This is a genomic window from Streptomyces sp. a15 (assembly GCF_059026085.1).
This window is the reverse complement of the sequence record NZ_JBWLKM010000086.1, coordinates 20,708-33,259: the sequence shown is the minus strand read 5'-3', so window position 1 is coordinate 33,259 and position 12,552 is coordinate 20,708. Positions and strand designations below refer to the sequence as shown.

At 70.9% G+C, this 12,552-nt stretch carries 14 protein-coding genes and 2 pseudogenes; 6 read left to right on the top strand and 10 right to left on the bottom strand.

Annotation, left to right across the window (positions count from 1 at the left end; genetic code table 11):
* Positions 1 to 342: pseudogene (locus AC5P09_RS43420) on the bottom strand (hypothetical protein); the annotation flags it as partial.
* A gap of 154 nt (positions 343 to 496) precedes the next feature.
* On the opposite strand from AC5P09_RS43420, the gene AC5P09_RS43415 reads away from it, so the two are divergent.
* The gene (locus AC5P09_RS43415; protein ID WP_493879204.1) at positions 497 to 829 is read left to right on the top strand and encodes a hypothetical protein; all 333 of its coding nucleotides are present in this window, start codon (positions 497 to 499) and stop codon (positions 827 to 829) included.
* A 952-nt stretch (positions 830 to 1,781) separates the two neighbouring features.
* Positions 1,782 to 1,991 (top strand): DUF6207 family protein, encoded by a 210-nt coding sequence (locus AC5P09_RS43410; RefSeq protein WP_493879203.1) that lies wholly within the window; start codon positions 1,782 to 1,784, stop codon positions 1,989 to 1,991.
* 77 nt (positions 1,992 to 2,068) lie between these two features.
* Here the strand turns inward: AC5P09_RS43410 and AC5P09_RS43405 are convergent, their stop codons facing one another.
* Complete coding sequence (locus AC5P09_RS43405; RefSeq protein ID WP_493879202.1) at positions 2,069 to 2,206, bottom strand: hypothetical protein; 138 nt, start codon at positions 2,204 to 2,206, stop codon at positions 2,069 to 2,071.
* Positions 2,207 to 2,362: 156 nt separating this feature from the next.
* Positions 2,363 to 2,461: pseudogene (locus tag AC5P09_RS43400) on the bottom strand (phosphotransferase); the annotation flags it as partial.
* A gap of 153 nt (positions 2,462 to 2,614) precedes the next feature.
* On the opposite strand from AC5P09_RS43400, the gene AC5P09_RS43395 reads away from it, so the two are divergent.
* The 3 genes from AC5P09_RS43395 to AC5P09_RS43385 all read left to right on the top strand — a co-directional run bounded on the left by AC5P09_RS43395 (position 2,615) and on the right by AC5P09_RS43385 (position 4,009).
* Entirely contained in the window at positions 2,615 to 3,286 is a 672-nt protein-coding gene (locus AC5P09_RS43395; RefSeq protein WP_493879201.1) for a phosphotransferase family protein, read from the top strand.
* A gap of 34 nt (positions 3,287 to 3,320) precedes the next feature.
* Positions 3,321 to 3,632: a hypothetical protein gene (locus tag AC5P09_RS43390; protein ID WP_493879200.1), complete on the top strand. Its 312-nt coding sequence runs from the start codon at positions 3,321 to 3,323 to the stop codon at positions 3,630 to 3,632.
* Between the two features lie 236 nt (positions 3,633 to 3,868).
* Entirely contained in the window at positions 3,869 to 4,009 is a 141-nt protein-coding gene (locus tag AC5P09_RS43385) for a hypothetical protein (protein ID WP_493879199.1), read from the top strand.
* A gap of 73 nt (positions 4,010 to 4,082) precedes the next feature.
* On the opposite strand, the gene AC5P09_RS43380 is transcribed toward AC5P09_RS43385, so the two are convergent.
* Entirely contained in the window at positions 4,083 to 6,020 is a 1,938-nt protein-coding gene (locus AC5P09_RS43380) for an AfsR/SARP family transcriptional regulator (protein ID WP_493879198.1), read from the bottom strand.
* A gap of 114 nt (positions 6,021 to 6,134) precedes the next feature.
* Between AC5P09_RS43380 and AC5P09_RS43375 the strand changes: the two genes are divergently transcribed.
* Positions 6,135 to 7,013, top strand: coding sequence for an alpha/beta fold hydrolase (locus AC5P09_RS43375; protein ID WP_493879197.1), 879 nt, complete (start codon positions 6,135 to 6,137; stop codon positions 7,011 to 7,013).
* Here AC5P09_RS43375 and AC5P09_RS43370 read toward each other — a convergent pair.
* The 6 genes from AC5P09_RS43370 to AC5P09_RS43345 all read right to left on the bottom strand — a co-directional run bounded on the left by AC5P09_RS43370 (position 6,999) and on the right by AC5P09_RS43345 (position 12,489).
* Entirely contained in the window at positions 6,999 to 7,466 is a 468-nt protein-coding gene (locus tag AC5P09_RS43370; RefSeq protein ID WP_493879196.1) for a hypothetical protein, read from the bottom strand. The genes AC5P09_RS43375 and AC5P09_RS43370 overlap by 15 nt on opposite strands.
* Before the next feature lie 177 nt (positions 7,467 to 7,643).
* Entirely contained in the window at positions 7,644 to 8,144 is a 501-nt protein-coding gene (locus tag AC5P09_RS43365; RefSeq protein WP_493879195.1) for a hypothetical protein, read from the bottom strand.
* A 289-nt stretch (positions 8,145 to 8,433) separates the two neighbouring features.
* A complete protein-coding gene (locus AC5P09_RS43360) occupies positions 8,434 to 8,580 on the bottom strand; it encodes a VOC family protein (protein ID WP_493879194.1) in 147 nt (48 codons plus the stop codon).
* Between the two features lie 306 nt (positions 8,581 to 8,886).
* Positions 8,887 to 11,190 (bottom strand): ABC transporter permease, encoded by a 2,304-nt coding sequence (locus tag AC5P09_RS43355; protein ID WP_493879193.1) that lies wholly within the window; start codon positions 11,188 to 11,190, stop codon positions 8,887 to 8,889.
* A 4-nt stretch (positions 11,191 to 11,194) separates the two neighbouring features.
* Positions 11,195 to 11,923: an ABC transporter ATP-binding protein gene (locus tag AC5P09_RS43350; protein ID WP_493879207.1), complete on the bottom strand. Its 729-nt coding sequence runs from the start codon at positions 11,921 to 11,923 to the stop codon at positions 11,195 to 11,197.
* A 59-nt stretch (positions 11,924 to 11,982) separates the two neighbouring features.
* Positions 11,983 to 12,489: a PadR family transcriptional regulator gene (locus AC5P09_RS43345; RefSeq protein ID WP_493879192.1), complete on the bottom strand. Its 507-nt coding sequence runs from the start codon at positions 12,487 to 12,489 to the stop codon at positions 11,983 to 11,985.
* Positions 12,490 to 12,552: the final 63 nt, after the last annotated feature.

The window sequence follows — 12,552 nt, the reverse complement described above, 5'->3', positions numbered from 1 at the left end:
GGTCGAAGGCGCGGCGGACGGTCGCGGCGGCGGGCAGCGTCCGGAGGACCACGGGGCGCGGGTCGATGCCGCGGGCCCGGTCGGCCGTGCGGCCGTCGCGGCCCCGAGCAGGCGCTGCACCGTCTCAGCTGGGATGGCGGCGAGCAGGCCGACACAGTGGATGCCGTAGTCGCACAGTACTGCCGCATGCCGGGGGCCGATCCCGTGCAGGGCCTCGACCGGCAGCGGACCCAGCCAGTCAGCGACTCGGTCGGGGGCGACGGCGAGGACACCGCCGGGCGCGTCGATGTGGCCGACGCGGACGTCGACCCCGAGACGGGACAGGGTGCGTACCCGCAGCACCTCCCCCAGGCGGCGGGCACCGGTGCCGGTCCTAGTCTGTGTTCTCGCAGGACACGTTAGCTATGACTTGATCTGGTAGTCCTTGGGGACTGATGCACCTACAGGTGCGGCTCCATCCTCGGTGGACCTGGCGGACGAGAGCGGACGGTGGAAGATGACCACTCTGGGCCCTGACAAGGTTCTCGACGGTGGCTGGATCATCGATACCAACCTGCGGCCGCTGTGTGAATCGGTCGCAGGGTTTGCGGGATACGAGTTCGATGACTCGGACTGGCAGGCCATCGAAACCGCCCTGCCGACGACGGATGTCGAACGGTCCGATTGGTACGACTACCCGCTGTTGGGCCGAGTACGGCTGACGCTGTTCGTCGCGGCCGATCCAGGATCCTGTGTGGTCTTCGTCAGGTTCGCAGGAGAACTTGGCAGCCACACAAAGGCACAAATCGAGGCGGCGCTGGACATCTTCGCGATCTGGGAGGTGACCTGACGGGATCCGGCAGCGGTCTTCTCCGTAGGCTCGGCACTCAGAGCACTCCCGACTGCTCCCCGGACAGACCGCGCCATCCCGGAACTCCCTCTCTCAGGTAGCTCCCGAACGGGCCTGCCAAGCGGGAGGCAGCCATGCCATCCCTTGGGACATGTACGGGCATACGATACGAATGCTGGCAGGCTGTGAGACCGTCACTCACCACGCCGAAGACCCCACCGCATGGCTCACGAAGCCCCGCCCATCCCTCCGGCCCCGGCCCCTCGACCGGGCCTTTCGCTGGCCCAGGACTGCATGCAATGCCATGAATGGGGCACCGTCGTCACCTCCAACGGCCAGCGCGAGCTGTGCCCGGCCTGCCAGCACCCCACCAGCGGGGCCATCGACCCACGGTTGGCAGAAGAAGCGGCCGACCGCGCATCCGCTCACCTCCACCCACCACAAGATCAATGATCGGGCATGGCTAGTCACCCATGAACCACAAGTAGCTGCCCGGCGTCGCCGCACACGCCTCAAGAAGCTCAGCGAGGTCAAGCAGAGCCGCCTTCTGCTGCTCGTCAGTGCACTGCTGTGCAGGACACCGACTTCCTGACGGGCGACTTGAGTTTCCTGCTCGTTGAACAGCGTGTCGCCATATGGATCCACCCACCCGAGCTTGCCTGAGCCGTGCCGGTCGAGCGTGCTCAGCGCCCTCGCCAACACCTCACCGTGCTGGTAGGACCCTCGCAGCAAGGTCTCCCGAGACGACCCCTTGTACGTAGGCCGCCCCGAATGCAGTTCCAGCTCAATCCCCATAAGCCTCTCCCTGGCCTCGGACACCACAGCTTCGCAGAGATCATTTGTCAAACAGGGCCGAGGCCAGCCCGTCGCCACCATGCCCCGGGGCGCACTCGGTCGGGTGACGGCGCCAGGATCAGAGAACTTCTGCCGACGCCCCCGCGCAATGCCGTGCATGAGGCCGATCAACGAAGCACACGTGGCAGTACCGGGGCTGGCCATGGTGGACGTCGCCGCCGCCGATGACGCATCCGCGTTCGCGGTCCAGGAGCTGCTCGCCACGCGGTGGGCCATCGCGCCGGCGGACCGTACCACCCGGAAGCCCGGAGAGCCCGGCGTACGACTGCACTGCTTCCTGGACCTGCGCCAGGAGCCCGACTCGTAGGATCGGCGAAACAGCTGCCCAGCGGCCGTGGACCACGTGAGCGTTCCTCGATCCGGGCCACAACACGGCCGCCGTGGTCAGGCACGGCGCGGTCGGCGTCCCGATGTCTTCTTCCCCACCGCCTGCTTCGTGGTCTCCTTCGCGGCGGCCTCCTTGGCCGGCTGCTTCTTCGTGGCCGTCTTCTTCGTGGTCTTCTTCGCCGGCAGGTCGCGCACGTCTGCTTCCGCGCCTTCGCCGCGGGAGGCCTTGGCCTGCTGCCCAGCTAGTGCTGGATTCCGCTTTCGTTAGGTATATGTCCTATTGGCGGGGTAGTTGATGGTGCTCGGGGGCGGGTGCTGGGCGATGGTGTTACGGGCACGACCGGGGCGTGCCGAGGACCAGCCGCCCGCCACCTCGCGGATGGCCAGTCCCGCAAGGTCTGGATGTTGCTCCTGCAGCAGGTCGCGCACCAGGTCTGCGGTGGTCTCGATCTCGGTGTCGGTCGTGCGAAGTCACAGTACTGAGGCGGCAGGCTGGCTCTGTCCACGAGAAGTTTCGACAGCGCCGACCGATGCCGGCGGACTGCACGGAGGCGAAGCGCGGGTGGGGTAGCCGGAGAGCTGCCGGTGTCTGATGATCAGCGGATGCGTCCGCTGAAGCACGGCTACACCAACCGCACCGTCGGCGATGGCACCGTGGTGGAGAAAACCTACGAGGGCCCCGAAGCTGAACTCAGGCTCCGTCGTGAGCACGCACTGCTGACCCGGCTGCAGGGCCGATTGCCCGTGCCGCCAGTGCATGGAACGACGGCGGCCACGCTCACACTTGGCTTCGTAGCCGGTGCGCCCGGCCAGGAGCTTCTTGCCGCCGGTCAACCAGAGGCCGTCTTGGCGAGCTGTGGGGAGTTGCTGCGCCATATCCGCGGAACCGCACCGAGCGTGCTGCCGGGAGACGCTCCCAGGGCGGAGAAGGTGCTTGTGCACGGTGACTTCGGGCCCAGCAACGTGCTGCTCGATCCCGACACCTTCAAGGTCACCGCAGTGGTCGACTGGGAGTTCGCCCACCTCGGAGATCCGGTCGAGGATCTGGCCTGGTGCGAGTGGATCGTGCGCACGCACCACCCCGAGCACCGCATTGCACTCGGTCATTTCTTCCGGGCCTACAGCGGGACGGTGCCGCCCTGGCCGGTCCGCAAAGCGGCCATGCTGACCCGGTGCGAGGAGCTGCGGCAGTTCTGCGACCGGTGGGAACCGAGCGGTCCGGGCGTGAGGCTGTGGCAGGGGCGCGCCGCAGCCACGGCGGACTGGCAGGAGTAGCCCGGTATCCGGCCTCGTCTGGATCCCTCTCACCGTGGTCATCCTGGTCCTGGCCATCGTCGGCACCGTGCGGGACCAGCGCGTGTGGCGCGACCTGGACACGGCCGGCGTGCGCGTCATGGGCAAGGTCACGTCCGCACAGCGCATGTGGTGCGGCGAGGACGACCGCTGCACCAGGGTTGGGATGCTGGTCACCGTGCCGGGTCGGCCGCCGTTTACCACGAGCCACCTCGTAGCCGGGGAGGAGATCACCGAAGTCGGGACGAGCATCCCGGTCGACGTGAACCCGAAGCGCGACCTCTTCCGCTTGGTCGCCGACCCGTCCACGGGTGGGGCGTCCCGGTAGTTCTCCCGCAGCAGGCAACGTTCAGGTCGAGCCGGTCGGCTGCGCCACCACCCCGGCAGCCCTCGCTGCCGTGACGGCCGGGCGGTGACCGCCCTTGTTTTCTGCGAGCGATCACCGGGGCAAACCGGGCACGACTCAGGGGTCTCTCAGAACTGTCTCAACTGTTCATTTATGAGAATCGCCGAGCGTCGCACCTGTTGCCAAGAGTTGCGGACGGACCGCTCGGCGCACCCAGGATGCGGTCGCCAGCAGGGACCACCAAGGCTGTCGCCCAGATCGCCACGACGGCCTTCGCGAACGCTTACGGGCAGTGGATCACCACGTGCGACGCCGAAACCGTCACCGACCGCTGGGCGGCAGCAACGGACGCCCTCTGAGCCCTGGAGACCTGATCACACCAGGGCCGTGGGGCGGGCGCGCACGAGCTCGGGGTTGGCGTGTTGCTGTCGATTACCCCGCTCCGGCGCATGCCTCCGCCTCAGCCAGGTAGCGCGCCACCGGGCCCAGGGTCAGCATTCCGCTGGCGGCGCCGGCGTGTTCGGCACGGGCGTTGCGCAGGGCAGCCACGGCGCGTGCGGCGATTCCGCGCTCGCCGAGGCGTACGGCGGCGCGGGCGGTCAGGCACCACAGCGCTTCCTGTATGTGGTCACGCGGTGGTTCGGGCACCGCGTTGAGGGCGGCACGGGCCTCCTCGACTCGGTCCTGGGCGAGCAGCACGAGGGGGCGCGCCCAGGGTCGGTACGGGCCCCAGTCGAGGTGCGGGTCGGTGGGCGCGGGCCGGTCGTGCAGCAGGCGCAGCCCCAGTAGGGCGAGCGGGAACAGGCCCCGGTGCAGCCCCGGCATTCCGGCCGTCTGGAGGGCGTCCTCGGCAGCGCGGTAGTGGGCTGCGGCCGTGGCGGCGGTCGGTCCGCCGGGTTCGGCGCTGCGGGCGGCTGTGACCCGTGCCCGGAACCACCCGGTGAGGACGGAGACGAGGGGCGCCTCGATGGTAGCGGCGAGCTGTTCGGCTGCCTTGGCGTGCGAGGTTGCGGCGTTGAGGTCGCCGAGGGCCGAGGCGGATTGCAGGCGGACGAGTCGGCCGAGTACGGCGAAGTTCGGCAGCTCGTGCCGGGTGGCCAGGTCGAGGATCTCGGCGCCGATCCGGTCCCGTACCGCCGCGAGCCCGGGGCGGGTGAAAGAGTGCAGGAACACCCCGTTGAGGGCGAACGCCAGCAGGGCGGGATCGGCCAGGTCCCGTGCCAGCGCCTCGGCCTGCTGTGCCGCCTGCTGCGCGCGCTGCAGCTCGGTCCTGGACAGATCGGCGCTGCGGCTCTCGACGGCGACCGTGGCCAGGAGGCGGGCGGGCAGGTCGGCGGGGCCGTCGGGGTCGAGCGCGCTGAGCGTGCGCTCGGCAGCCGCGACGACGGCGCGGGACTGCTCGGGGTCGTCGGCCCGGCTCCAGATGGCGGGCACATCGTAGGCGCCGATGATCCGGGCGGTCAGGGAGACGTCTCCCGTGCGTTCCGCCGCCTGGACGGCGCCGAGGCGGTCGCGCCGCGAGTGCACGAGGGCGTCGCCCCCCGCCAGTGCGAGGGTGCGGGCCAGATCCACGGTGGTGCGCGGGCCGAGACGGACCCCATGGCCGGTCCACGCGGTACGTGCGCCTTCGGGGGGCACGTACCCGTTGAGGATGTCCGTCTCCAGGCGTTGGAGGTCGGCACCAGGGTCGAGCCCGAGTTGATCAATGAGCATCGCGCGGGCGCGGCGGAGGGTGGCCAGCGCGTCGGCCTGGCGGCCCGCGCGGTAGAGCGCGCGGGCAAGCAGCCCCCAGGCCGGCTCGCGCCACGGATGTTCGGCGATGTGGGCACCCAGTTCGGCGACGAGATCGGCCCCTTCCCCGGAGTCGAGGAGGCTGCGGGCACGCAGTTCCGCCCCCTCCAACCTCAGCTCCTCCAGTCGGGTCCGCTCGCGCTGCGCCCATGCGGAGCCGGTCACATCGGCGTAAGCGGGTCCACGCCAGTCCGCGAGTACCGTCCCGAGGTCGGTCACCGCGTCGGGGGTGCGCCGGGCTCGGGCCAGGGTGTCCTGGAACCGATGGACGTCCACGTCCTCGCGCGGCAGGCGCAGCGCGTAGCCGGGGCCTTCGGTGACGAGTACCTGCGGCGGATCGCGGGGCGGCCGGTCGGGTTCGAGGGCGCGGCGCAGCGCGGCGACGAACGTACGCAAAGCGCCCACGGCGCGGGCCGGCGGGTCGGTCCACAGGTCGTCGACAAGGCGGTCGGTGGTGACCATCCGTCCCTCGGCGGCGACGAGCCGGGCGAGTACCTCGCGATGGCGGGGTCCGCCCAGGTCAACCGGACTGCCGTCGTCGCGGAAGGCCCGCACGGCGCCGAGCACGTCGATTCGCATGCCCCCATCCTCTGTGTCAGGGGTCGGCTGCGCCCAACCGTACTGATCGGCTGCTGATCGCCGTCGCCCAGGCTGATCCGGTCCAGTCCCCCACCCGAGAAGACGGTCCTTTTCATGACGCTCACCATTCCCGGCTTCGATCACATCCGCCTGTCCGGTGCGGACGGTGTGGAGCTGGCTGCCGCTGTCGGCGGCAGCGGCAGTCCGGTCGTGCTGTTGCACGGTTTCCCCCAGACCCACCTGATGTGGCGACATGTCGCCGAGCGGCTCGCCGACGAGCACACGGTGATCTGTCCTGACCTGCGTGGCTACGGCGCCAGCGACAAGCCGGCGGTCACCGGTCCCGATGTGTACGCCAAGCGCACCATGGCCGGCGACGTCGTGACCCTGGCGGCGGCCCTCGGCCACGAGCGCTTCGCCCTCGTCGGCCACGACCGGGGGGCCCTGGTCGCCTTCCGGGCGGGGCTGGACCACCCCGAGACCATCACGCACCTGGGCATCCTCGACATCGTGCCGACGCTCGACATGTGGAACGTCCTGCACGGCGCCTCGGCGGCGGTCGGCTACCACCTCTTCCTCATGGCGCAGCCGCCAGGCCTGCCGGAGGCGATGATCGCCAACAGCGCGGACGCATTCTTCGGCTCGTTCCTCGACACCTGGGCCAACGACCCGACCGCCGTGCCGGAGGATGTGCGTGCCGAGTACCTGCGGGCGAGCGCCGCGGCGGTGACGTCGATTGTCGCGGACTACCGGGCCTCGGCGGGCATCGACGTCACGCACGACCAAGCGGACCTGGACGCCGGGTCGCAGCTGGCCATGCCCGTGACGGTCATCCAGCAGGACTGGGGTACGCAGCTGGGCTACGACGCTGCCGCGGTATGGAAGGCGTGGGCGCCGGACCTGGACCACCGGCTGACCCGAGCGGGGCACTTCATGGCCGAGGAGGCACCCGAGGAGATCACGGCGGCGATCCAGGACCTACTGGCCCGCTAACGGGCTGCCCCGCGATTGATCATGAAGCCCGCGGCGGCCGGTGTATCGCTGGAGTGGGCGCCACTGGCGTACTTCTGCATTCGCTTGCTCGACGCAGATCCGCCGGGAGGACTGACGGCGCTTGTGCTCGCGCCAGCCGTAGTGCTCGGTGAGCGGCCGCTCGGCCGGGTCTTGTGGGTCGATGACCACCACGTCCGCGCGTTCCTGCGCGGCGCGCAGCTGCTGACGCAGTGTCGTGGTCTGGCGGGCCGCGGCTTCCAGACGGCCCGGGGCGGGGCAGGCGAGTACGGCCCAGTCATCGTTCGCATCGGCGACGTGCTCGCTGAGTTGGCCTTCCAGGGTTCCGGGCTCCGGGATCACGGCGGTGTTCAGGCCGCGCCGGGCCAGGCCGGCCGCGACCCCGAGCGCGACGGTCGTGCCGCCGGTGCCTCCGGCTTCCGCTGTGACGGCCACGATCGGTACGCGGCGCGGTCCATGGCGCCCGGGCTGTGGGGCCACCGAGCGGGGCGCAAGACGCGACGGGTCCACCGGGCCGGCCACTCCTCGGTGGGAGCGGATGTACCCCAGTCGGGATGAGCCGGCCTGAAGAGGGCGGGCCGGCGCAGGGCGCGCGACCAGAGGGCCTTGTTGTCACTGAGTGCGTGAACATGGCCCCGCCACGCGGTGAGTTCGGCACCGTCTCCTTTGTGTCCGGTCCACAGCGGGGCGATACCTAGCTACCTCGTCTTGGAGTTGTTCGGCCTGTTGACGGTGTGCGCGCGTGGCACGGATCGCCAGCTGCACGGCTTCCATGCCGGTCGCGCCCGGCAGACCGAGGGCGATGGTCGTATTGGTGACCTTGCCCGTCCGCAGCAGTGGCACTCCAGAGATGCGGCCGTCGGCCTCGGCGGGCAGGAGTCTCGCCAGGACGGCGGCCGCGTGGTCCCCGGCCGGCCGGAGGATCAGCCGGTCGCTCGACGGCTCCGTTCCCTCAAGCGCGTAGAGGGTGCCGGCCGGCATCAGCACGGGCAGGACGCGGGGGCGGGCCAGGGCGGCGAGGACGGCCGCTTCGGCGAGTTGCTGGGAGGGGCGACTGAGTGTCCGGGACGAGACCGTCGTGCAGGCCGTGCGCGGAGATCCACTGGACGGCACGGGCGTACGGCTCCCCGGTTACGGAGGCTCGCAGCTTGGCGCGGGACGAATGAGCCATGGTGGCAACCCAGTTCGGGCACGGTCACCCGGACTGATCGCGCCGGAAAGAGCGAGGATCACACGGCATGTGAAGCAGGCTGACGAGGATCTCCCTCTTCCTGCTGTGGTACGCATTCGGGTCCGGGCCGTGGCACCAGCAGAGGCAGCAGCCGCCAGCGCGGCGCATAGCGGAGCGTCCGCATGATCGGGGTCACCTCACCGGTGTGGACAACGGTCGCCAGGGCGGCGCTCATCCCTGCGAGTCGACCTCGGCCGGACTGTCGCACAGCAGCGCGAGCGAGATACGCCCACCCTCGGTCGGCGGCTGCCATTCCGGCTGGATCGAACGGACACTCTCCTCGCTGTCGAGCATGATCCGCAGTCCGCCCGACAGCACGGCCCCGGCATGCGGCCACCGTAGGCAGTCTCGAAGGAATCGGACGCGACGGGCAACCGCCACCGATGGTGGCACTGGATGTCGCCCCGCGGGGGTTCCGGTGGCCCGGAGAAGCGCGACGGCTTCCGGCGTGTGCATACGGTCTGGTCGAGCGGGCCGCTGATGGGGGTTCGCCCCCGCCCTCACCTCGGCTCAGCCGGACCTGGGGCGCTCTGCCGGTGCTGGGTCGGGCAGCGCGCGGCGGTGGCGGGGCCGAGGCACTCGAGCTGACCCGCGGCGGTGCCATCGCCGAGCAGTGGTCCGGTGTCAGACCGTGCTCAGCACCCGGGTGACCGGCGCGCGCGCCGCGCGCCTGGCAGGGAGCGCACAGAATCCGGCCGCGAGCGCGACCGCCAGGGTGCCGCTGAGGAGCAGGACGCCCGCCGGGGGAGCTTCGGCGATACCTGAGCCCATGCCGCTGGTGGCGCCCTGGAGGTTGATCAGCCAGTCCGATACGGCGATACCGAGGAGTTCGCCCGTCACGACGGCCGCGGCGGCCAGAAGGCCGGTGCTGGTGGTGATGATGGCGGTGATCTGGCGTGGTGTCAGTCCGATGGTGCGCAGCACCCCGATGTCCCGCGTGTGCTCCCGCAGGGACAGACTGGTGGTCGTGAACAGCTCGGTGAGTCCGATGAGCACCAGCAGCGCGATGAGGCCCGCGGCGGCCATGCGCACGGTGCCGAGCCCGTCCGCCGGATTGGCCACCGACTGCACCTCGACGCGTCCGTGGGACGCTCGAAGTATGCCCGCCGCCACGGCGCCGGGGACGGCCCCCCGGCGCAGGGCGAGGGCGTAGTACTGGGGTTCCGGCTGCCCGGTGGGGCCGTCGAGAGTGTCCAGTCCCACGGACAGCATCTCGCCGTTGTGGTCGGGCTCGATGCTCCGGCCGACGATGTGCAGGATGTGCGGGGTCCCCGCCGTCACGACGCGTACCCACTGGCCCACCCCGATGTGCATCAGGTCGAGCGCTCCCTGCCCGGCCACCGCCTCGTCGGGCCCCTCGATGCCCCGGCCCTGTGCGACGGCGTAGGGGTACGGGTGGGCGGAGGACCCCAGGGCGCGCAGGGTGATGGTGGTGGTCTGTCCGGGTACCAGGGCCTGCAGTTCGATGCCGGGATAGACAGCCGTCACGCCGGGCTGCGCGCCGAGCAGGCGGCGCGTCGAGGCGTCCCCCGCGGCGCCGGGCCGTGCCGTCAGGGCGGCCGCGAGACCCAGCCGCTGCGGATGTGCGCGGAAACCGTCGACAGTGGCCCAACTTCCCAGGGCCACGGTGATCATGAGCATGGGGATCGCCAGTCGCGCGACGGTGATCCCGGCCCGCAGCGGGCGGTGGAAGGCGGCACGGGCGCCCAGTACCAGTGCCGGGGGCAGCCGCAGCAGCAGCGCCAGGCGGGTCAGCCGGGACATGCGAGTCGCGGCGTGGTCGGGCCGCGTGGTCGGGTAGGGGGCGACGTGCCCGGCCCGCCACGCGGGCAGCGCCGTGGCCAGCGCGATGGCGGCCACCGTACCCACGCCGGTGGCCGCGAGGGCACCGGCGTGGGCGGGCTGGGCCTGCCACAGGGCGACGGCCTGCCCGACCGGACCTGGGAGCAGCGGACCGAGCATGCTCACTGCCAGCGTGCCCAGGCCCATGCCCGTCAGAGCCAGAGCCGTGTGCTCGACGAGCAGGGTGCGGACGACCTGGCCCGGAGTGAATCCGATCGCCTTCAGTACGGCGATGTCGCGCAGCTGGGCCAGCACACGACCACCCGCGGCACCCGCCGTGGCCAGTGCGGCGGCCAGCAGAGCGACCAGTCCGAACACCGCGAGCATCGTGCCGAGCAGCCGGTTGTTCATGTCCATGGCGTCGCGGACCTGGTACCAGGTGGACACCTGGGTGACCTGGCCACTGCCGAGGGCGTCGACGGCCTGCTGAGCGGTGAACTCGGTGGCTCCCGGATCGCTGAGCCGCAGGCCGATCGCCTGGTCCGTGGCGGCCGGATCGGGCTCGATGGCGGCGAGCGTGGACGGAGTGACCCAGGCGAGGCCCGGTGTCCAGTCCGGGTAGGAGCCCTGGTCGGCCGAGTCGGCCACGCCGATGACCCGCAGGGTGTGCGAGGCGCCGTCGACCGTTCGTACGGTGACGGTGTCGCCTACGCCGGACCACGTCGAGCGCGCCAGGGAACTCTCCAGGACGATGCCGTCGCCGATGGCCGGATCGAGCCACCGGCCGGTCCGGACGACGGGGCGCGAGACCTCCGGGGCCGCCGGTCCCTCGGCACGCACTTCCAGGGGGATCTTGTCCGCGCTGACCACCAGGGTCACCGGCGCGGTCCGGTAGGGCCCGGCGACCGCCGTGACGCCGTCCAGCCGGTCGAGCGGTGCGGTGTTCACCCCCGGGCGCACGTGCAACCAGACGTGGGCGCCCTGCGACTGGTCGAAGATCCGCTGCCAGGGGTTGGTGGCGCTGAGCAGGAGCGCGTTCGACAGGATGAGGGTGATCGCGATCACCGCCGTCACCAGCACCATCAGCACGGCCTGCGCCCGGTGGGCACGCAGGTCCGCCAGCTGCCACCGGAGGGAAGCGCGCACGGGGTCAGTCCTTCAGCTGGAGGACGTCGGCCACGGAGCCGCGGCGGCTCGCGGGCAGGGACACCTCGGTGTCGCCCGCTATCGCGCCGTCGAACAGGCTGATGACCCGGTCGGCGGCGCTGGCGACGCGTGCGTCGTGCGTCACCAGGAGGATCGTGCGGCCCTGCTCGTGAACGCGGGTGAGCAGCCGCAGTACGTCGCGGGTGTTGCGGCTGTCCAGGTTGCCGGTGGGCTCGTCGGCAAGCAGCAGGTCGGGGTCGTTGACCAGGGCTCGGGCCAGCGCGACCCGCTGTTGCTCGCCGCCCGACAGCTCGGCGGGGGTGCTGCGGGCCTTGGACTCGAGTCCGAGCTCGGCGAGCAGTTCCTCGCGGCGCGCGCGGGCCTGCCGCGGCGGGACGCCGACCAGCAGCGCGGGCAGCTCGACGTTGTCGGCGACGGTCATGTTCGAGATCAGGTTGAAGAACTGGAAGACGACGCCGATCGATCGTCGGCGGAGCATGGCCCAGCGCGCCTCGGACAGGCCGTCGACACGTCGGCCGTCCAGCCAGATCTGACCGCCGTCGGGCCGGTCCAGGCCGCCCAGCAGGTGCAGCAGGGTCGACTTGCCGGCGCCGGAGGGCCCGCTGACGGCAACGAACTCCCCCCGCCGCACGGTCAGATCCACGTGGTGGATCGCCGGCGTCGCGGCGGCGCCCGCGCGGTGGACCTTGACCAGGTCCTTGACCCACAGCATGGCGCTCGCCGGCGGAGTGGCCGAGGCCGGGGCAGTGGCCGGGGACGGCTCGGAGCGTCTCACTCCAGTTCCTCCTGACACCGCTCGAGCCAGTCGAGATCGGCCTGCAGGTGCAGCATGGCGCCTTCGATGAGCAGTTGAGCGACTCTGTTGTCCCGGTCCTCGGTGGCGGCCAGCCGCGACAGACCGCGCATGAGGTTCAGATAGTGTCGACGCTGCTCGTTGATCAGCGCCAGTCGGTCGGCCGCACCCGTGGCCGGGGCGAGGACGAGCTTCATGAAGAACTCGTCGCGGACCCGCGGCCCTTCGGTCGGCTCCGCGACCCACCGCACGAGCGCGTCACGGCCCGCCTCGGTGATCTCGTAGACCCGCTTGTTCGGCCGGCTCGACTGACTGACGTCCTGACCCCTGATCAGTCCGTTTTGTTCGAGCCGCCCCAGTGTGACGTAGATTTGACCGATGTTGGGCTGAGGGTACGCTGCGCCGAAGGTCTGCTCAAGGGCCTGCTTGAGCTCGTAGCCATGTGCGGGTTCCTTCGCGAGCAGCGCCAGCAGGGAGAGCCGCACGATCCCGTCTCCTCCCCACTCGCCGTTGCCCGGACCGGACCGGCGTCCGTCCACCGATCCCGT

Excerpts from the sequence above, each read along its gene's own strand:
- AC5P09_RS43410 (WP_493879203.1), top strand. The coding sequence starts at position 1,782 with ATGAGGCCGATCAACGAAGCACACGTGGCAGTACCGGGGCTGGCCATG.
- AC5P09_RS43350 (WP_493879207.1), bottom strand. The coding sequence starts at position 11,923 with ATGCTGTGGGTCAAGGACCTGGTCAAGGTCCACCGCGCGGGCGCCGCC.
- AC5P09_RS43375 (WP_493879197.1), top strand. The coding sequence starts at position 6,135 with ATGACGCTCACCATTCCCGGCTTCGATCACATCCGCCTGTCCGGTGCG.
- AC5P09_RS43395 (WP_493879201.1), top strand. The coding sequence starts at position 2,615 with ATGCGTCCGCTGAAGCACGGCTACACCAACCGCACCGTCGGCGATGGC.
- AC5P09_RS43415 (WP_493879204.1), top strand. The coding sequence starts at position 497 with ATGACCACTCTGGGCCCTGACAAGGTTCTCGACGGTGGCTGGATCATC.
- AC5P09_RS43385 (WP_493879199.1), top strand. The coding sequence starts at position 3,869 with ATGCGGTCGCCAGCAGGGACCACCAAGGCTGTCGCCCAGATCGCCACG.
- AC5P09_RS43380 (WP_493879198.1), bottom strand. The coding sequence starts at position 6,020 with ATGCGAATCGACGTGCTCGGCGCCGTGCGGGCCTTCCGCGACGACGGC.